Origin of the sequence: Alistipes senegalensis JC50 (assembly GCF_025145645.1) — a bacterium.
Lineage (GTDB): Bacteria > Bacteroidota > Bacteroidia > Bacteroidales > Rikenellaceae > Alistipes > Alistipes senegalensis.
In genome coordinates, this window is record NZ_CP102252.1 from 2,959,146 (window position 1) to 2,977,587 (window position 18,442).

General features: G+C 55.2%; 18 protein-coding genes and 1 pseudogene. 3 read left to right on the plus strand and 16 right to left on the minus strand.

From position 1 onward, the window contains the following. Positions 1-42: 42 nt before the first annotated feature. The 15 genes and pseudogenes from NQ519_RS11870 to NQ519_RS11940 form a co-directional block, all read right to left on the minus strand. Positions 43-624, minus strand: a complete 582-nt coding sequence (locus tag NQ519_RS11870) for a conjugal transfer protein TraO (protein ID WP_019150940.1) — start codon at positions 622-624, stop codon at positions 43-45. A 2-nt stretch (positions 625-626) separates the two neighbouring features. Then, entirely contained in the window at positions 627-1,625 is a 999-nt protein-coding gene (traN, locus tag NQ519_RS11875; RefSeq protein WP_019150939.1) for a conjugative transposon protein TraN, read from the minus strand. 77 nt (positions 1,626-1,702) lie between these two features. Next, entirely contained in the window at positions 1,703-3,052 is a 1,350-nt protein-coding gene (gene traM, locus NQ519_RS11880) for a conjugative transposon protein TraM (RefSeq protein ID WP_026076568.1), read from the minus strand. After that, a complete protein-coding gene (locus NQ519_RS11885) occupies positions 3,003-3,320 on the minus strand; it encodes a TraL conjugative transposon family protein (protein ID WP_019150937.1) in 318 nt (105 codons plus the stop codon). The genes traM and NQ519_RS11885 overlap by 50 nt, the downstream gene beginning before the upstream one ends. Positions 3,321-3,324: 4 nt before the next feature. Continuing rightward, positions 3,325-3,948, minus strand: a complete 624-nt coding sequence (gene traK, locus NQ519_RS11890; protein WP_026076567.1) for a conjugative transposon protein TraK — start codon at positions 3,946-3,948, stop codon at positions 3,325-3,327. A gap of 9 nt (positions 3,949-3,957) precedes the next feature. After that, on the minus strand, positions 3,958-5,016 hold the full coding sequence (traJ, locus tag NQ519_RS11895) for a conjugative transposon protein TraJ (RefSeq protein ID WP_026076566.1): 1,059 nt from the start codon (positions 5,014-5,016) through the stop codon (positions 3,958-3,960). Positions 5,017-5,050: 34 nt separating this feature from the next. Further along, on the minus strand, positions 5,051-5,680 hold the full coding sequence (locus NQ519_RS11900) for a DUF4141 domain-containing protein (protein WP_019150934.1): 630 nt from the start codon (positions 5,678-5,680) through the stop codon (positions 5,051-5,053). A gap of 22 nt (positions 5,681-5,702) precedes the next feature. Next, positions 5,703-6,068 (minus strand): DUF3876 domain-containing protein, encoded by a 366-nt coding sequence (locus tag NQ519_RS11905; RefSeq protein ID WP_019150933.1) that lies wholly within the window; start codon positions 6,066-6,068, stop codon positions 5,703-5,705. A gap of 244 nt (positions 6,069-6,312) precedes the next feature. Continuing rightward, positions 6,313-8,136 (minus strand): reverse transcriptase domain-containing protein, encoded by a 1,824-nt coding sequence (locus tag NQ519_RS11910; RefSeq protein WP_026076564.1) that lies wholly within the window; start codon positions 8,134-8,136, stop codon positions 6,313-6,315. 560 nt (positions 8,137-8,696) lie between these two features. Beyond that, positions 8,697-11,081, minus strand: a pseudogene (locus tag NQ519_RS11915) (TraG family conjugative transposon ATPase); the annotation flags it as partial. Beyond that, on the minus strand, positions 11,065-11,403 hold the full coding sequence (locus NQ519_RS11920) for a DUF4133 domain-containing protein (protein ID WP_019150929.1): 339 nt from the start codon (positions 11,401-11,403) through the stop codon (positions 11,065-11,067). The gene NQ519_RS11920 and the pseudogene NQ519_RS11915, both read right to left, overlap by 17 nt. Before the next feature lie 11 nt (positions 11,404-11,414). Then, entirely contained in the window at positions 11,415-11,714 is a 300-nt protein-coding gene (locus NQ519_RS11925) for a DUF4134 domain-containing protein (RefSeq protein WP_019150928.1), read from the minus strand. A 144-nt stretch (positions 11,715-11,858) separates the two neighbouring features. Then, entirely contained in the window at positions 11,859-12,581 is a 723-nt protein-coding gene (locus NQ519_RS11930) for a hypothetical protein (protein ID WP_019150927.1), read from the minus strand. A gap of 3 nt (positions 12,582-12,584) precedes the next feature. After that, the gene (locus tag NQ519_RS11935; RefSeq protein WP_019150926.1) at positions 12,585-12,998 is read right to left on the minus strand and encodes a DUF3408 domain-containing protein; all 414 of its coding nucleotides are present in this window, start codon (positions 12,996-12,998) and stop codon (positions 12,585-12,587) included. Positions 12,999-13,002: 4 nt separating this feature from the next. Beyond that, positions 13,003-13,758 (minus strand): ParA family protein, encoded by a 756-nt coding sequence (locus NQ519_RS11940; RefSeq protein ID WP_019150925.1) that lies wholly within the window; start codon positions 13,756-13,758, stop codon positions 13,003-13,005. Positions 13,759-14,417: 659 nt separating this feature from the next. Between NQ519_RS11940 and mobA the strand changes: the two genes are divergently transcribed. Genes mobA through mobC form a run of 3 tightly spaced genes read left to right on the plus strand, consistent with a single transcriptional unit; the run spans position 14,418 to position 18,084 of the window. Next, positions 14,418-14,846, plus strand: coding sequence for a conjugal transfer protein MobA (mobA, locus tag NQ519_RS11945; RefSeq protein WP_019150924.1), 429 nt, complete (start codon positions 14,418-14,420; stop codon positions 14,844-14,846). Next, entirely contained in the window at positions 14,825-16,072 is a 1,248-nt protein-coding gene (gene mobB / locus NQ519_RS11950) for a conjugal transfer protein MobB (protein ID WP_227901108.1), read from the plus strand. The genes mobA and mobB overlap by 22 nt, the downstream gene beginning before the upstream one ends. Positions 16,073-16,074: 2 nt before the next feature. Continuing rightward, a complete protein-coding gene (gene mobC, locus NQ519_RS11955) occupies positions 16,075-18,084 on the plus strand; it encodes a conjugal transfer protein MobC (protein WP_026076563.1) in 2,010 nt (669 codons plus the stop codon). A gap of 28 nt (positions 18,085-18,112) precedes the next feature. On the opposite strand, the gene NQ519_RS11960 is transcribed toward mobC, so the two are convergent. Next, positions 18,113-18,442, minus strand: a complete 330-nt coding sequence (locus NQ519_RS11960; RefSeq protein ID WP_019150921.1) for a hypothetical protein — start codon at positions 18,440-18,442, stop codon at positions 18,113-18,115.

Genomic DNA, 18,442 nt, shown 5'->3' on the forward strand with positions numbered 1-18,442 from the left:
TTTATGCTACTTGCGTAGCGGTTTAATAAAAAAATGTTCGTGTCAGTCGATGATGAACTTTACACCGATGCCGTACTGCGTGTGGAAATGCCCCGTGGAGCCGCCCCACAGGCAGCGTTCGCGGACGTTTACCGTCAGGGCGATGCGGTCTGCGAGGTAGGCTTCCATTTCGAGCGACACCGCGCCGCCGTAGATGAAAGCATCCTTGTTCGTGAGTCTCGCCCCGTCGAACAGGGTTTTGTCGCCCCAGTTCACGGTCTCGTAGCCTGCGAGTGCCGAGCCGCCGATGTAGAAGAAGAATATCTTGCGGGCGTCGGAAAGGAAGTTGTAGTAGAACCCTCCCTCGGCCGAGACCTGCACTGTCGGAATCCGCGTGCCCTTGTAGGGGTTGTAGCGTTGCAGGTACTCGCCGCCGAAAACCCACTTGTCGCCGCCTTTGGTGTAGGTCGAGAGCGCCGCCCCGACGTAGTAGCCCGCGTCGTTGCTATTGGCGTGCGAGTAGAACCCGTCGGCCATGCCGCCCCGAAGCTCGATGCCCCGCATCTTGGGGAGGCATCGCTGCGCGTCGGCTTGCCCGACGAACAGGACGAGCGACGCGACGAGAAAAAAACAGAACCGCTTCATGGTTACTGCACTTTGAGTTCGTCGATGACGCGGGCGCGCACGAGGTCTTCGTTTTCGACGATGAACGACTGATGACGGCCTCCGTTCTTTTCGTTCAGCTCTACGACGAAGCACTTGTCGTCGGGGATGGTGAACTTGTCGAACGTGAAGACGGTGCGCTCGTCCCGCTTTCCGGCCACGCGCGTGGCGTAGTTGTAGGCACGCAAGGGAAAGATGACCTGCTCCTGCATGGCGGTACGTTTGGCGACTTTCTTATCGACGATCTTGAACGTGATGAAGTCCACGTCGAAGGGCACGTTGGAGCCGTTGCGAATCTGCGTGTGGAAATAGAGCAGGCCGTTGTGGGTGTAGATGCCTTTGAGGAGGTATTGAATGCCGAAGCGCTTGCAGCCGATATGCTTCACTTCGCGCCTGTCCTGCTTGTGGATAGACTTCATAATCAGACGCACGAGCAGCGGCGATTCGCTCCCCAGCTCCGTGAGGTACACCTCCATCGCGTTGTTGGGGCGGTTCGCGGATTCGCCGTCGTGGATAAAGTCGCACATCTCGACGTTGAGCAGCAGCGGTTCGGCCGCATAGCGGACGTTGAACGTGTAGAACGAGCCGTCTTCGGTGATGACCGACATATTGGTCTCGGCGCGGAAATCGCGCACGGTAGCTTTCACGCGGATGACATTCTCCGCACCGTCGGCCTTGCCTGCGATCAGATTCGGCGAGCCGAGATCGACGTAGCGCACCGCAGCCGGAAAGATGACGTGCACGGTCTTGTCGTAGGTCACTTCCAACCCGTGCGGCGGAATCATGCGGTCGAAGGAGAGTTTGCGCGTGAGACCGTGATAGAGGCCGCCGTCCCGCTCCGCGTCGGGATAGACCTCCTTACAAAGCGATACCGCCTGCGTCTGTTCCGCTGCCTTGACAGTCTCGGTGTTGGTTACTTCCTGTGCGTTCGCCGCATCCGCGCCCAGCGCGAGGGCGAACATCATTACGAAATACTTTTTCATTTTACTGTGGATTTAGTGGCGGGGTTAAGAACCCCGATTTAATAAATGGTTGTTACTTGCTGATTATCGTCTTCTTTTTAATCCTCCGGCTGGTAAAGCATGACTTTATACCCGGCTTTCAGATGCACTTTGACAGTGCGCATCTTCTTGGCGATATATTGGCTCGTGCCCTGAATCAACCCTTTGCCGAGATCGGAGGCGAGCTGCGCTCCCGCGTCGGTGGAGATGTTGATGCTGCTGCCGAGCGACGACCCCATGTTGGCCGTCACCTCTTTGGCCGCGCTTACCTCCATCGAGTTGGGGATGAAGATGCCCTCCTGCCCATCGCTGTCGAAAACGGCCAGCTCGACGGGGATGATCGTTCCCCGATACTCCAACGAGGTAATGTCGATGCCGAGCCGCTCGCCCTGCACCCGTGCCGCGCCTACGACGACCGTGTTGCGGGGGATGCGCATGCCGGCTACCTGCATCGGTTCTGTGAGCCGCAGGCGGACAGTCTGCCCGTCGGTTACGGTCTGATTGCCGTGTACGCACGCAGGAATGGTATTGCGTCCGACAGCCGTCGAGGTTCCGACCGCCGTTTGAAATTCGAAATTCCGCTCGGCGGTCTGCGCCGTGATGAACTCGCTATCGGTCATGGACTGCGCGAGTGCGGAGACGATGCGTTCGGTCACCTGCCCGACGGGCTGCGCCACCGCCTTGCCGTTGCGCACCGTCTTTTTGTCCTCCTCCGTATCGGTTGCCGACGGCTGTTGCGTCGTGCCGCCTTGTCCGGCGGGCATATACTTGGCCGCCAATTCGTAGGACTTTTCGAGCAAGGCCACTTGATCGTCGAGCGTCGAGCCGGACGGCTCCGCCTGCCGCGCCATCATCGCTTCCAGTTCTTCGATGCGCTCGCGCAACTCCTCCTTTTCAGGGTCTTCGGCTGGTGTTTCGTAGAAATTGCCCAACGTGCGGTTGATGTCCTCGTAGGCCACAGCGGACGAACGTATCGTCCGTTGCGGGCGGGAACCTCCGCCGTAGGTGCGGGCGGGCTGCTGCGGTTCGGGATGGAGCAGATCGAACTCCTCCGACTGCGTTTCGGCTTTATCATCCTTATCCGAGAATAGCGCGGCGAGGTCGTTCATCTGCGCCTGCCGTTCTTTCTGCTTTTCCTCCATCTTCGCCTGCTCGTAGGCGGTACGTTTGTCGGCGATGATGCCAGACTGGGTGGGCAGAGGCATTTCGGTGTTGAAGCCGACACCTTGCTGCGACTCGGCCTTGTCCTTTTCGGAAGGTGCGAAGATCAGCCATATGGAGCCTGCGAAAAGCAGCCCCATAAGCGGGTACACGAGCATCTTGCGGCGTCGCTGCCGCTGCTCCTCCGTGAGCAGCCGGTCAGGCTTCGCCTCTTTCATGTCGGTCGTGGGATTTTTGTTTTGTTTCATAATCGTAGTGGTTGAAAAGGTGGATACTGTCCTGCTTCTGCGGCAGGTTGAATCGTTCGATATGTTCGATCTCTATTTGTCGTCCGTTTTCCCGTCCGATCTGGTAGAGCGCCGCCCCGAACGTAAAGAGGGCGCCGATGGCGAACAAGCTGAAAATGACGAGTACGACGATGATCTTCGTGCGCTCGGGGAGTGCCGCGAGCCATACCCGCAACCGCTCGTCCTGCCTCTCTGCCCACTCGTTCAGACGTTCGATTAGCTTTTTCATAGGCTTATCTCTCCAATGTTTGCAGGTCACGGTTTTCCAGAATCGTGAAGCCTTCGATGGTAAATCCGTTGGGGTTGTCGTCCGAACGTGAAGCGTTCAGCAGGCGGCACGACGTTACGAGGCTGCGCTCCGTTACGTTGCTCTCGCGGATAATCATCTGCCGCGCGTAGGTGTTTACGTGATAGGGATAGCGGTCGAAATCGCACACCACCGAATCGACCTGCAACACCTGATTGATGTTGCCCGCGATGATGCGGTTGTAGTAGCCCTTCTCGGAGAAGTCCAAATAGTAGTTATAGACGCTCTTGTCGGCCAGCAGCAGGGCGCGTTTGATATTGTGTTCGATAGCGCTCTTTTCGGGCGAGAGCGTGAAGAACAGCTCGTGAAAGCGGCGCACGTGCTCGCGCGCTTCGGCGGGCCGGTTCTGCGCGAGGTCTTGCGAGAGAGCGAGCATCAGCGACTTGCCGCCGTCGAGTACGTAGATCTTCTCGCGCTGCCGTTCGGCGAAGCGGTAGGCACTCCCGACGGAGAACACCGCCACCAGAGCGCACAGCGCAATGAAGACGATACCGAACAGGCGTATCTGCCTGAACGATGTCTCGATATTTTTCAATGACTTAAATTCCATATTGTTCGATTATTTTCGTTTGAATAATTTTCCGGCGGTATGGTTCCACGCGGCCTTGCTCGCGCGTCCCATCAGCCTGCCCGAATGTCCTGCGACATTGCCTGCGGCAGCTCCGACAACACCGCCCGCCAGACCTGCGCCCCGTCCTGCGAGCTGCGTAACGGCACGCCCGTAGCTGCCTGCGCCTCCGGCTTGGATGATCCACCCCGCGACGGTCGGAATCGTGAAATACCCGATGATGCCGATAATCAGGAAGACGATATAGACGCCGTTGGAGGCTTCGAGCGAGAAGTTCGGATTGTTCTGCAACTCTGAGATGTCGTTTTGCAGCATCAACACCTGAATCTTCGCCAAAATGGTACTGAACAGGTCGGCGACGGGCAGCCACAGGTACACTTGTACATAGCGGCAAACCCATTGCGTGAGCGTGGAGTGAAAGCCGTCCCAGACGGAGATAGCGAACGCTATCGGGCCGAGAATCGACAGGACGATCAAAAAGAACGTCCGCAGCGTGTCGATCAGCAGGGCGGCAGCTGCAAAGAGCAGTTCCAGCACCTCGCGGAAGAAGTCGCGGATACCTTTCTTCATGTTGTACATCCCGCGCTCGATATACATGCCGGCCATCGTGATCATATCGCCCGGCGACCAGCCTAACTCTTCGAGCTGACGGTCGAACTCCTCGTTCGAGACGAGGTAGGCCGTTTCGGGGTTGCGCATCATCGCCTCGTATTCGAGTTTGTCTTTCTGCTCGCGGTAGCGGTTCATGTCGAGCGTCTGCGATTCGAGCATCCGGTTCGTACCTTGTACGACGGGGCTTAACACCCCGTTGATCGTGCCGAGAACGATGGTCGGAAAGAACATGATGCAGAAGCCGACGGCGAAAGGCCGCAGCAGCGGATATACGTCGATGGCTTCGGCGCGGGCGAGCGACTGCCACACGCGCACGGCCACGTAGAACAGCGCACCCAGCCCCGCGATGCCTTTGGCGACACCCGCCATGTTGGAGCAGAGCGGCATCATCTCCGAATAGAGCGAGCGCAGGATGGTGTGCAGGTTGTCGAACTCTATGGTCATCAACATCATAATCGTTACGGATTAAGGGTTACCAATAGCGTTCGTTGCGGCTGCCGTAGAGTGCCAGCACCCTGTCCATGTCGTTCTTCTTGCGCGCTCGCAGGTAGCTGACCGAAATGTTCTTGTTGGTGTAATACATCACCAGATTGCGGTAGCGCCGTACGCTGTTGTAGCACCTGTCCACCACGTCCATACGTTCCTTGTCACTCATCGAGAGCGTCGTGATGTTCACGACCTCCTTCATCTCTTTGAGGACGTTGTTGCTCTCTTCCAAGAGCTTCGTATAGCCGAATGCGATGGCCGACAGCTCTTCGGGCGTGTAGTTCTCATCGCGCAGCATAAGCTGGAAATTCGTTACGTAGATTTCTGAGATTTCGCCGACCATCAGAATCGTGTTCCTGACCTTGACAGCATCTTTGACGAGGTTGTTCACCGATTTCAGGGCGTCGTAATACTTCTTGCCCTGCTCGAAAATCTTGGCGGTCTCTTTGAATCCGTCCAACGTGTTTTTCGCCGTCGTCGATGTCTGCACGATCTGTTTGGTGGTGTTGATGATGCCTTGCGCGAGATTGCCCGGATCGCTGACGACCCATTGCGCCTGCGCCGTGCCCGCCAGCAGCAGACATGCGCTGACAAGCAGGATTATTTTCTGTTTCATTCTCTTATGGATTTAGCGGTCGTTATTGTTTTTCGCTCGCGCGGGTGTAGTCGCCGTGCGGCGAGAAGGTCAGCACGTCCGTCGCCTCGTTGTAGGCAATGTCGATGCGGTATCCCGTGTTGATGAAGAGGTTCCCTTCCTCCTCGCGCAGCAGGTAGGTTTCGGGCTTCAGACGGCAACGGATGCCGCGGCGCTTGAACACCGTGACCTTGTAGGCGTCGCCCTCGCGGTAGATCAGTACGTCGGGCTTGCCCTGTACGCTGACCCAGTTGCCGCAGAGCTTACCGCAGTCGGTCTCTTTCGTTTCGATGCAGGCTTGCAGCATCACGGCCGCCAAACCCACTAAATAGCCGCTCAACGTGAGCAGCCGTTGTTTATTCACGCTCATACGCTTTCTTGTTTGGATGATTGGTTACTGTTTGTTTCTGCGCCGCTCGGCGAGCTGCCGGATCGCCGCCTCGATGTCGCCGCCCAGCTTCTCGGCAAGGGCATAGACCTCCATCTTCTCGGTCTCCTCGGTCGTGTAGGCGTAGGCTAAGTACCCAGCGCCTTTTCATATTTCTATGATAGGTTTCCGGGCACTCGCCCCCGAACCGGACTTACAAGTCACCCTGTATCCGGCTCTCCACTAATTAATTCAGTCTGATCCGTCGGTCGGGGTCTATCTTTGCATGGCACTTCGAGCAGACGGCCAGCGTTTTGCGACGCCGTGCGATCATGTTCTTCTCCCAGTCGGATTTACCTTTCAGGTCTTTAAGTTTGCGGACATGGTGCATTTCGAGTTTGTCCGTTGCACCGCATAGTTCGCATACTTGGAGTTTCAGCCTTTCCATTAGGCTGTTACGACCGCCGGTTATTGTAACTGTCCGCGGGATCGTGTCGCATGAGGTAGCCCCTGCGATTTTTTTGCGTTTGAAACCGTCGTGATAGAATGATTGGCAGAGCATTTTACCCTTACTGTTCTCATATGCCACTTTGAACGTCCCGCCCTTTTTGTACTTGAACAGGATTTTCTTTACAGACGACTTGTACTTTCTTGCGAAAGTCTTGTACATACTGTACGACATGATGTGATAGAAAGAGTTGATGACGTGGCTGTTATTGGCTATCGAGTAGTAGTTGTAGAATCCCCGGATCTCGGCGTTGAACTGGCTGACTATTTCCAAGTCATCCAAATCGATCATGTACGTTCTGACGATGGATTTCCATACCTCTTTACCGTTTTCAACCGCTATTCTCGCAGCTTTATAGTCAAAGAGTTTCTTTCGCATCGTTTCATAATTCAGATACAAGACCGGGACGTGTCCGAGCGAACGGATTGTTCTGCCGTTAATATCCTTGCGTAAATCATTGCTCCTACGAATAAAAATGTCGAATCCGAGGAACTTGGCGGGTTTCTGAGCATTGGTTATCAGTGTTTTTTCGTCTGACAGTTCCAGCTTAAGAGCCTCTTTCAAATAGTTTTTAATGTCCTCTTTTACTGTTTTGCAGTCTTCCAGACTACCGATAACCCCAATCAGAAAATCATCAGCGTACCGTACATATTTCAATCGTTTGATACTGCTGTCCATTTCATTACGCGCGGGGAACTTGTTCCTTTCCTCCCGTAGCCGCTTGATTTCAGCGGTCATCTGTTCTCTTACCTTTTTATCTTTCTCATTATTCAGTTTCTTAGCTAGTCGGTATCTCCGCTGCTCGTAGAGCTTGTATTGACTGTTTCCTTTCCGTATTTCCCCCTTGTTGAACCGATTGATGTATTCCCGGATGTACTTGTCTAACTTGTCGAGGTAGATATTCGCCAGTATAGGACTGACAATACCGCCCTGCGGTGTTCCGCTGTACGTTCTGTGGAACACCCAATCTTCGATGTATCCGGCGTTAAGGAATTTGCGGATAAGCCGTAAAAACCGCTCGTCGGCGATGCGTTCCCGTAGGATGGCAATTAGCACATCATGGTCGATGTTATCATAAAAGCCCTTTATATCGCCCTCGATAAACCACTTTACGGCTGTGAATGACTTTTGTACGCTGATAAGTGCGGTATGGCAACTGCGTCCGGGTCGGAACCCGTGCGAAGTATGCTCAAAACTGCCCTCGTAAATCGCGCTTAAAATCATCCTTACCACTTCCTGCACCAGTTTATCGTCAAAAGAAGGTATGCCGAGCGGACGTTTTTTCCCGTTTTTCTTCGGGATGTACGTCCTTTTGGACGGAGCTGGTTGATAAGTCTCGTTTTTCAGACTTTCAATCAGTTGTTCAATGCGTTCAATGCTCATTCCGCTGATGGTTTTACCGTCGGCTCCTGCCGTCATGTTGCCCGGTTTTGCGTAAATGCGCTCGTAGGCCACATAAAACATTTCCGCATTAAACAGCACTCTATACAGCCGCTCAAACTTGTAGCTTGAATTACCGCTGTGTTTAGACAGACTGTTTAACACATTTTCTGGATTTCTCATGTCTCACACATTTTCCGTTAAATAGTTAAACTTAATTAGCTGTTCCCCTTCGCCATGTACAGGGCGTTACCCTGCTCGGACTACTATGGGAACTCCGTTGCCATGCCGGATATTCATAGGTCTAAAATCTAATAGCCTTGCGGCGTTCCGGTTTAGGCAATCCCCGTTTAGGAACTTGACAACTGCTTGGCGCGATAGATTGTCGGATACGACTTTCGTCCTTTACTACTTATGGTAGTTGCCCTGCGGTCAGTTCATGCTACGCCTGCTACTTCTCATCAGTGTAGTACCGCAGTGTGACGTAAATAACTATCTTCCGTCACCGCCCAAGGATACGACTGCTCGGACTATCGTTCAACCAATGCAGGCTTTATCCTCATATCTATCGTTTTAACTTGCCATTCGGTCGCAGCCTGATAGTTGGCTGACTTATGGCTTTACCGACATGCTGCACTCCCTGTCCGGTTTCCCTTTCAGATAAGTCGGTTGTTAATGGGCCTATAAACTCACGCCCAGTCGCCTGCCACAGCGACATTTGTCAAATCCCCTTACGGGCGCACGAGGTATTCCTCGGCACTCACTTCGGTGGCGTAGACCGCCGACTGCGTGTCGCCCAGCCCGATCCACACCTCCTTGTAGAACCGCGACGGGTGGTTGGCCATGTTGATCGAGAGAATCTGTCCCTTCTCCTTGTCCGTCAGTCCGAGCAGCGCCTGAATCTGGTCGAACTTGTTCATGTATTTGCGCTGGTCGAGCAGGATTTTACAGTCGGAGTTGTTGATGATGCTCTCCTTGACGATCGGCGAGGCGATGATGTCGTCCACCTCCTGCGTCACCACGACGGCCTCGCCGTAGAACTTGCGGACGGTCTTGTAGAGGTACTTGATGTAAGAGGCCATGTTCGCCGAAGCGATGGCTTTCCACGCCTCCTCGATAAGTATCATCTTGCGGATGCCTTTCAGACGGCGCATCTTGTTGATGAACAGCTCCATGATGATAATCGTCGTTACGGGGAAGAGAATCGGGTGGTCTTTGATGGCGTCGATCTCGAAGACGATGAACCGCTTCTGCAACAGGTCTAACTGCTTGTCGCTGTTGAGCAGGTAGTCGTATTCCCCGCCGCGATAATAGGGTTCGAGGACGTTGAGAAATCCCGCGATGTCGAAATCCTTCTCCCGCACCTGCTTCTTTTCCAGCACAGCGCGGTAATCGGTCTTCACGAACTCGTAGAACGTATTGAACGACGGGATGACAGCGGTGTCGCGCTTGATGCGTTCGATGTAGAGCGCGACGGCGTTCGAGAGGGCGACCTCCTCCGCACGGGTGGCTGGCTCGGTGTCCTTCTTCCACAGCGTCAGCAGCAGCGTCTTGATGCTCTCCCTCTTTTCGATGTCGAACACCTTGTCGTCCGTGAAGAAGGGGTTGAACGATATGGGATTCTCGTCGGTATAGGTGTAGTAGATGCCGTCCTCGCCGCCCGTTTTGCGGCGGATCATCTCGCACAACCCTTGATAGGAGTTGCCCGTGTCGATCAGCACGATATGCGTTCCCTGCTCGTAATACTGCCGCGTGAGGTGGTTGGTGAAAAACGACTTGCCGCTGCCCGACGGTCCCAGCACGAATTTGTTGCGATTGGTCGTAACGCCGCGCTTCATCGGCAGGTCGGAAATATCGAGATGCAGCGGTTTTCCCGTAAGCCTATCGACCATCTTGATGCCGAAGGGCGAGAGCGACGAGCGGTAGTTGGTCTCCTCGGTAAAAAGGCAGACCGCCTGCTCGATGAAGGTATAGAACGATTCCTCGGCGGGAAAATCGGCCTCGTTGCCCGGCATGGCCGCCCAAAAGAGCGTCGGGCAGTCCACCGTGTTGTGGCGCGGGGTACACTCCATCGCCGCGAGCTGCGACCCCGCGTCGTTCTTGATGCGTTTGAGCTCCTCCCGGTCGTCCGACCACGCCATGACGTTGAAGTGGGCGCGGACGGACGTGAGACCGAGGCTGTGGGCTTCGTTCAGGTACTCGTCGATCCACTCCTTGTTGATCTGGTTGGAACGCGAGTAGCGCGAAAGCGACTGCATGTTGCGGGCACTCTTCTCGAACCGCTGCAAGTTCTCCTCGCTGTTGTCGATCAGCACGTACTGGTTGTAGATATGATTGCACGAAAGCAGCAACCCGACGGGCGAGGCGAACGACAGGCGGCAGTCGCTTCGGTCGGTAGAGAGCTTTTCGTAGCGGGTGTCGGTCGCCACCGACGAGGGCATATCCTCTGCGTCGGAGAGCGTATGCAGGCACAGGATATTATCGCCGATGCGCATCTCGTCCGGTGCGAGGGCGATGTCCTGCAAGCAGGCAGTGTTCTCCGGTGAAAGAGAAAAGTATTTCTCGATCAGTCCGGCTTCGGTCGCCGAGCCGGTAATCTCGTCCGACATCAGGCGGCGCAGGCGGATGAAGCCCGAATCATTCATGATGCGCTCGAACTGCTCCGTCGCCTCGATGAACTTGGCCGCAGCGTCCTTGTCGTGAATCTCTTTCGGGATGATATGTCCCCGACAGAGGGTGCTCCAGTTGCTCTGCCGGCGGCTGCGCTCTTTGGTCGTCTTCGTCAGAAACAGATAACACGTGTGGTCGAGGTAGGGTCGTTCGTTGAAATGCCGCTCGAACGAACGCGACAGGAAGCTCATCTCTTCCTTTTGCAGTTCGGGCTTGTACTCCTCACGCACAAACCAATCCTGCTTGTGCACGATACTGAAATCGGGCAGCACGCGGATCGCCTTGCACCACGCGGCATGGATCGCCTCGTACTCGGCGGAGGTTACGGTGTACAGCTCCGGCAGCTCCACCGCGAAAGCCACCGTGATGTCGGCGTCTTTGGAGAGGATGCACCCCTCCTCGACTGCCAGCAGCGGGAATTTCGATTCGAGCGTCGCAGCTTTAAGTGTATTTCTCATTCGTTGCTTTTTTACGGGTAAATAATCGGGAGATGCGGCGGCGGTTCAGAAGGTATCGGGGACGGCTGCGCTGCGCGCCTAACTTCATCAGTCCGTGTTCGCCGTACCGGGCATTCAGGGCGAATGTCTGCCACACCAGAACGGAGGCCGACACCGCCCCGAAGCCGATACAGAGCCATTGGTCGATGCCGACCATGTACAGGATGACGAACAGGACGAACAAGGCGAGCAGCCCTCCGCAGAAGATGAAGAGGTACTGCGCCTTCAACCCTTTGAACTCTACCGAACGGCCGATCCCCTTGTTGATAGGGTACTCTGCCATCGTCTGTCGGATTAGAGGAAGAACGAACGCAGAATCGTCGCCGCCACGATAAGAAAGATACACGCGCCGAACCACGAGGCGGCGGTCTTCGACGTGTCGGGATCGCCCGACGAGAATTTGCCGTACACTTTGACGCCGCCGATCAATCCCACCACTGCGCCGATGGCGTAGATCAGCTTCGTCGCGGGGTCGAAATAGCTCGTTACCATACTCGTGGCTTCGTTGATGCCCGAAAGGCCGTTGCCCTGCGCAAAGGCCGAGGAGGCAGCCAGCAGAAGGGCTGCCGAAAAAAGAAGATGCTTCTTCGTCATAGATTGTTCTTCGATTGTGCCGGATGGGTGGATAGTCCGCCCGGCGGGTTGATACTGATTTTTACTTGTGGATTTAGTGGCCTGTTTTGTCGTGAGACAGCTACCCGTACTCTTTCTCTTTCATCGCTCGTTCGTTTTTAATCGTTATACAAAATCCCGAATGTCGAACCCGTCCGTATTGTCCGGCGCATCGGTAATGTTTTGGGGGCGGACTGCTACCGCCTCCACGTCCCCTTCCATTAAGATCGGCTGGCTTAAATAGCAGTCCATTAACCTCGATATTTTTTCTCCGACAGCGGCCGAGCCGCTGACCAGACGGTCGTACAGCTCCGTGCCCTCTATCTGCTCGAAGACCCGTCCCGCTTCTCTGCGCTCCGCATCGGTCGCCGAGGCATCGGAGGCGGTTCTGACTGCCCGGTCGATCTGCTCGAAGCTTACGCCGGAGGCATAACCAGCAGAGCGTACTGCAAGCGGCATCTCTTCATCCGCACCTACCGCCTCGTCGTCTTCGTATTCGAGCGGAACGTCGGGGATTTCCAGATGCTCGAACGCCGCGTCCAGCTCTTCGTCGGTGAGGCGTGCGGGGCTTCGCCTTTCGGCTTCGGGGGCAAATGTAGGCGCTTTTTCCGCCGCTGATTCCTTTTCTGCGGGCGTGATGGTTTGTGGCATCGGAATGATAGGCTTTGGCGTCGTCGGCTTCATGCGGAAACTGCTCTTGCCAACAATATCCGGTACGTCGTCCCCGCGTTTCGGCGGCGCGACATCCGTCTGCGGCGCGGGGCGTCCCGACTGCCGCTTCTCCCAGAGCAGATACGCCGCCAGCCACACGCCATAGCCCGCGAGCAGGCATACCAACAGTGTTTCCATAGGCTAAAAGATGGAGCGGTTATGCTCGTTGTACAATTCGGTGATTTCGGCCTGATAGGTCTCGAAATGGTGCGCCAGCACGTTGTCGATGTAGCTGAACAGCGACACTTCGTCCTTGCCGATGACCCGCAGGATAAGTTGTATCCGCTCGTGGTACTCCTTGCGGATATAGACCGTTTTGCCGATGCGTGCGGGGATGGCCGCCTCTTTCAGAAACAGCGAGCGGTAATCCGTCTCCCTGCTTTTGGGTTTACGGCGGCGAGATTCTTCCCGCTGTATCGGCTCCGGTTCCGGCTCATCGTTGCCGGAGGGTAGTTCCGTAGCCCGCGCCGACGGCGGAATCGTCAAATCGTCCTGCCGGAATGAGTTGATGATGAAGTTCTCGTCGATCTCTTCGATATTCGGTTTCTTCGCCATGTCTCTATCGTTTTATGATGTTCAGTATTTCATCGACGAGTGCATCGAGGTTGCTGCCCCGCACGAGGGACTTGTCCGCAGGAAAGAGCGTTGAACGGAATACCGCTTTGCGCTCCGTAGCCGCTTCCTTGCGGAATCGCTTGCTGTCCGGCAGAAAGGTTTTCAGAATGGGCAGCGCCAATTCGGCGCAGATTTTCTCATAGGCGGCATACAGCTCCGTCTTTTCTCGCCCGTCCACCATGTTCCACAGTAGATGCAGTCCCTTGATGGCGGTTTTGCCGGTGCTTATCATGTGCTCGTTGATGACGGTGGCGAACTGCATGGAACTCGTCATGACCACTCGGTCGGCGGCAATCGGACAGAAGATATAATCCATCGCAGCGATGGTCTTCACGACGCTCGGATTGTTGATCGTACCCGGCAGGTCGAAGAAGACGAAATCCAGCGGGACACCCGATTCGGCAAGGCGCGCCGCCGCGTCCGCCGCATCGTTCGGCTTGCTGCACACCACCGGATAGGCTTTCTTCGCAAGGCGTTTGAACTGCTCGTAGGCCATTGCCTTGTAGTGGTTGTCTTTCATCGTCATGTCCATATCCCGCTTGCGCATATCGTGGATGCTGTACTGCGGGAAGTCGCAATCGACTACTGCGACGTTGTACCCCTTGACATAGTGCAGGTAGCTTGCGACCAGCACCGTGATGGTCGTTTTTCCGGCTCCTCCCTTTTGCGTGGAAAAAGCTACATAGGTTGGCTTGTTCATACCGTTGTAAATTTTAATTGTTATACATAGAGTTATCCGTTTCTGCGAACGTTTGTTTCTACCGTTAGACGGATGGCCAGCCGTAAGTGCGGACAGATGTTCCGCCCAACAGCCCAACGGCCCGACATCGGTTGGTTGCAACATTGGGCCGTCAGTAGCAATCGTCCTTGCGACGTATGTTCGTCGGGCGAATCTGCCGATTGTCCGTCGGCCTGTACCGCTCAATCACCGTTCGTCGCGACCGACCGTCATTCGTTGGTTCGTATGACAAATAAACAAGGAAAAATCGCAGTTTTTATCGCTCTGAAAGTGGATGATAGCTTGTGGCGTCGGAATGACAGCCTTTGGCGTTTTCGGCCTCGGAAAAGCCGTCCCGGAAGCCTCTATCTTTGCTCCCAAGCGACAGGGCGTACCATGCGGCTTCATGCTGCGGTCGAAATCGGTTCTCCCGCAATCCGTCCCCGGACGGATTTTTATGTTCGTCGGAACATAGCAAGGTGTCCTTTGAGTTACTCAAAGGGTTTCGGGTAACTCCGAAACATACCTTGCCCTTGCAGGGGGCGGGACTGTCCCTCCGAAGTCGGGCAGCCCTGATCTCGAACCTGCGGTCGGTAAAGGCGTGGTGGCTTATGTCGCGCAACCACTAAATCCACATAAGTATGAACGGTAAGAAACGAAACGTCGGGGGCAAACCGCCCAAACCCGACAAGGCCAGCCACCAAGTGATGGTGCGCTTCAACGACGAGGAATACGCCCGATTCCTCGCCATGTACGAGCAGTCGGGCGTGTACGCGAAAGCGGTTTTTATCAAAGCCCGCGTTTTCGGTGCGGAGTTTCGCGTGCTGAAAGTCGATAAAACGCTCGTCGATTATTACACCCGCCTCTCCTCACTGCACGCCCAATACCGTGCCGTCGGCGTGAATTACAACCAAACCGTGAAGGAGTTGAAGAGCCGCTTTTCGGAGAAAAAGGCAATGGCTCTGCTCTACAAATTGGAAAAAATGACCGTCGAGCTGGCAGGATTAAGCCGTCAGATCCTCGCCTTAACGAATGAATTTCAGCAGCGATGGTTGCCAAAATTAACGTAGGAAGCTCGCTTTACGGGGCATTGGCCTACAATGGCGAGAAGATCAACGAGGGGCAGGGGCGGCTGCTTGCCACGCACAAAATCTTCGATGAAGGGACGGGGCGCCTCGACATTCGGCGGGCGGCGGAGGACTTCGCCCGTTACCTGCCGGAGCAGGTGCGCACATTGAAACCGGTGGTGCATATCTCTCTGAATCCGCACCCCGATGACTGTCTGACCGATACGGAACTGACGGCCATCGCCGAGGAGTACCTCGCACGGCTCGGTTACGGCGACCAGCCTTACGCGGTGTTCAAGCACGAGGACATCGACCGCCACCACCTGCACATCGTAACTATCAATGTGGGGGAAGACGGGAAGCGGCTCGACAGAGATTTTTTGTACCGGCGCAGCAAGAACATTACCCGCGCGTTGGAACAACAGTACGGGCTGCATACTGCCGAGCGCAAGCGGCAGACGCAGGCCGAACCGCTCCGCGCGGTGGATGCGGCGGCAGGCGACGTGAAGACGCAAATCGGGAGCGTCCTGAAAGGCATATCCGGCAGGTACAAGTTCCAGACGCTCGGAGAGTACCGCGCCCTGCTTTCGCTATACAATCTTACCGTCGAGGAATGTCGCGGCGAGGTGCGCGGCAGGGAGTATCGCGGCTTCGTCTATTTCGCGACCGACGACCGGGGCGAGAAAATCGGTACGCCGATCAAAGCCTCCCGCTTCGGCAAGCGGTACGGATACGAGGCGTTCGAGCGGTGGTGCGCCGCAAGCAAGGAGCAGATCAAGGAGCGAAAACTCGGCGACATGACCAAAGCGACGGCGATGGCCACCTTACGCCGCACGAAAGACCGCGCGGAGTTCATCGCTCTGCTGAAAGCCAAAGGTGTAGACGTCGTGCTGCGCGAGACCGACATGGGACGTATCTACGGTGCGACGTTCATCGACCACCGCACGGGATGCGTGCTGAACGGCTCCCGTCTGGGCAAGGAGCTTTCCGCAAACGCCTTACAGGAACACTTCGCACCTCCGGCGGCGGGCATACCGCTCCCGATCGTCCTCTTGCAGCAAACGGATACGGCGGACGTACCGACGCAAGCGTCCCTTTACGACGACGCAGCGGGCGGCGGTTTGGGGCTGTTTACTGTTGATACGCAGGGTGCGGACGCCGAGGAGGAAGCCTTCATGCGTGAGATGCAGCGACGAAAAAAGAAAAAAAAGAAAAACAGAAAACTTTAAGAATTATGCAACAAGAAGATGATTTGAGGGCATTGGCGAAAATCATGGATTTTCTGCGTGCCGTAAGTATATTGTTAGTCGTGATGCACGTCTATTGGTATTGTTACGAGGCGATCTTCGCGTGGGGCGTGAATATCGGTGTGGTCGATAGAATCCTGATGAACTTCGACCGAACGGCGGGATTGTTCCGCTCCATACTCTACACGAAGCTCTTTGCCGTCGTGCTGCTCGGTCTCTCGTGCTTGGGTACGACCGGAGTGAAGGACGAGAAGATAACGTGGCCGCGCATCGGTACGGCACTTACGGCGGGTTTCGTGCTCTTTTTCCTGAATTGGTGGCTGTTGGCTCTGCCGTTCCCGCTCATGGCGACGACATTGCTCTACGTCGCAACGACGACCGCAGGGTACGTCTGTCTGCTGATGGCAGGGTTGTGGGCGAGCCGCCTATTGAAGCACGACCTCATGGACGACCCGTTCAATAACGAGAATGAATCCTTCATGCAGGAGACGCGTCTGCTGACCAACGAATACTCCGTGAACTTGCCCATGCGCTTTTACTACAAAAAAAAGTGGCATAACGGCTGGATCAACATTGTGTTGCCGCAGCGTGCCTCCATCGTGTTGGGTACGCCGGGCAGCGGAAAATCCTATGCCGTGGTCAATTCCTATATCAAGCAGCAGATCGAAAAGGGATACTGTCAATACATTTACGATTTCAAATTTTCCAGCCTCTCGACCATTGCCTACAACCACCTCCTGAACCACTTGGACGGGTATACGGTAAAGCCGAAATTCTATGTAATCAATTTCGACGACCCGCGACGGTCGCACCGCTGCAACCCCATACACCCCGACTTCATGGAGGATATTACCGACGCTTACGAGAGTGCCTATACCATCATGCTCAACCTCAATAAGACGTGGGTGCAGAAGCAGGGCGACTTTTTCGTCGAATCGCCGATCATCCTCTTCGCAGCAATTATTTGGTATCTCAAAATTTACCGAAACGGGAAATATTGCACCTTCCCGCACGCCGTCGAGTTCCTGAACCGTCGTTACGAGGATATTTTTCCGATTCTCTCCTCGTATCCCGAACTCGAAAACTACCTCTCGCCCTTTATGGACGCATGGCTCGGCGGGGCGGCGGAGCAGTTGCAGGGGCAGATCGCATCGGCGAAAATCCCGCTCTCGCGTATGATCTCGCCGCAGCTTTACTGGGTCATGTCCGACAGCGATTTTACCCTCGACATCAACAACCCGCAGGAGCCGAAGATCCTCTGCGTCGGCAACAATCCCGACCGTCAGAACATTTACGGCGCGGCTCTCGGCCTGTATAACTCGCGCATCGTGAAACTCGTCAATAAGAAAGGCAAACTCAAATCCTCGATTATCATCGACGAGCTGCCGACCATCTATTTCAAGGGGTTGGACAACCTGATCGCCACTGCCCGCAGCAACAAGGTCGCCGTGCTTCTGGGCTTTCAGGATTTCTCACAGCTTGTCCGCGACTATGGCGACAAAGAGGCCAAAGTCGTGATGAACACCGTCGGCAATATCTTCTCCGGTCAGGTGGTAGGCGAAACGGCCAAGACGCTTTCAGAACGCTTCGGAAAGGTCTTGCAGCGGCGGCAGAGCATAACCATCAACCGCAACGACAAGTCCACATCCATCAATACGCAGATGGATTCGCTCATCCCGCCCTCGAAGATTTCCTCTCTGACGCAGGGGATGTTCGTCGGCTCCGTAGCCGATACGTTCGACGAGCGGATCGAGCAAAAGATTTTCCACTGCGAAATCGTCGTGGACGCCGAAAAGGTGAAGCGGGAAGAGAAAGCCTACAAACCCATACCCGTCATTACCGATTTCACGGACGAGGAGGGCAACGACCGCATGAAAGAGCAGATTCAGGAGAACTACAATCGGATCAAGGCCGACGTGAAACGGATTGTCACCGACGAGTTGGAACGCATCAAGAACGATCCGGCGCTGGCGCATCTGTTGCAGCAGAAATAGCCGGAACTGAAAAACGGAGGGGCGTCGATTATTCGTTACCCTCCGTTTCTTTTTGCAGTTTGGCGATAGCCGCCTTCGCGTTGTCCTGAAAGAACTGCCGCCACTGCTTGTCATTTCTCAAGGTGATATGCCATTCGTCCTCCAACACGCTTATCGCCCGTTTGCGGATTTCCACCAACTCGTTTTCTGTCGGGAACCTGCCGGAATACTCCCGATGTTCCCGGATACACGAGCGGATATAATCCCGCAGTAACATCTTCTCGTAACTATCGAGGCGGGAAAAACGCCTGCTTTCCGAAAAGACAGGCATATTATCCACGTCTGCATCGTCGAAGACAGATTCGTCGTCATAGTACAT

What these genes read in the sequence shown, in the direction of transcription:
- NQ519_RS11870 (WP_019150940.1), bottom strand. Translation starts at nt 624, where the DNA reads ATGAAGCGGTTCTGTTTTTTTCTCGTCGCGTCGCTCGTCCTGTTCGTC.
- NQ519_RS11920 (WP_019150929.1), bottom strand. Translation starts at nt 11,403, where the DNA reads ATGGCAGAGTACCCTATCAACAAGGGGATCGGCCGTTCGGTAGAGTTC.
- NQ519_RS11905 (WP_019150933.1), bottom strand. Translation starts at nt 6,068, where the DNA reads ATGAGCGTGAATAAACAACGGCTGCTCACGTTGAGCGGCTATTTAGTG.
- traN (WP_019150939.1), bottom strand. Translation starts at nt 1,625, where the DNA reads ATGAAAAAGTATTTCGTAATGATGTTCGCCCTCGCGCTGGGCGCGGAT.
- traM (WP_026076568.1), bottom strand. Translation starts at nt 3,052, where the DNA reads ATGAAACAAAACAAAAATCCCACGACCGACATGAAAGAGGCGAAGCCT.
- mobB (WP_227901108.1), top strand. Translation starts at nt 14,825, where the DNA reads ATGGTTGCCAAAATTAACGTAGGAAGCTCGCTTTACGGGGCATTGGCC.
- NQ519_RS11925 (WP_019150928.1), bottom strand. Translation starts at nt 11,714, where the DNA reads ATGACGAAGAAGCATCTTCTTTTTTCGGCAGCCCTTCTGCTGGCTGCC.
- NQ519_RS11960 (WP_019150921.1), bottom strand. Translation starts at nt 18,442, where the DNA reads ATGTACTATGACGACGAATCTGTCTTCGACGATGCAGACGTGGATAAT.
- NQ519_RS11885 (WP_019150937.1), bottom strand. Translation starts at nt 3,320, where the DNA reads ATGAAAAAGCTAATCGAACGTCTGAACGAGTGGGCAGAGAGGCAGGAC.
- mobA (WP_019150924.1), top strand. Translation starts at nt 14,418, where the DNA reads ATGAACGGTAAGAAACGAAACGTCGGGGGCAAACCGCCCAAACCCGAC.
- NQ519_RS11910 (WP_026076564.1), bottom strand. Translation starts at nt 8,136, where the DNA reads ATGAGAAATCCAGAAAATGTGTTAAACAGTCTGTCTAAACACAGCGGT.
- NQ519_RS11900 (WP_019150934.1), bottom strand. Translation starts at nt 5,680, where the DNA reads ATGAAACAGAAAATAATCCTGCTTGTCAGCGCATGTCTGCTGCTGGCG.
- NQ519_RS11935 (WP_019150926.1), bottom strand. Translation starts at nt 12,998, where the DNA reads ATGGCGAAGAAACCGAATATCGAAGAGATCGACGAGAACTTCATCATC.
- NQ519_RS11940 (WP_019150925.1), bottom strand. Translation starts at nt 13,758, where the DNA reads ATGAACAAGCCAACCTATGTAGCTTTTTCCACGCAAAAGGGAGGAGCC.
- NQ519_RS11930 (WP_019150927.1), bottom strand. Translation starts at nt 12,581, where the DNA reads ATGGAAACACTGTTGGTATGCCTGCTCGCGGGCTATGGCGTGTGGCTG.
- traK (WP_026076567.1), bottom strand. Translation starts at nt 3,948, where the DNA reads ATGGAATTTAAGTCATTGAAAAATATCGAGACATCGTTCAGGCAGATA.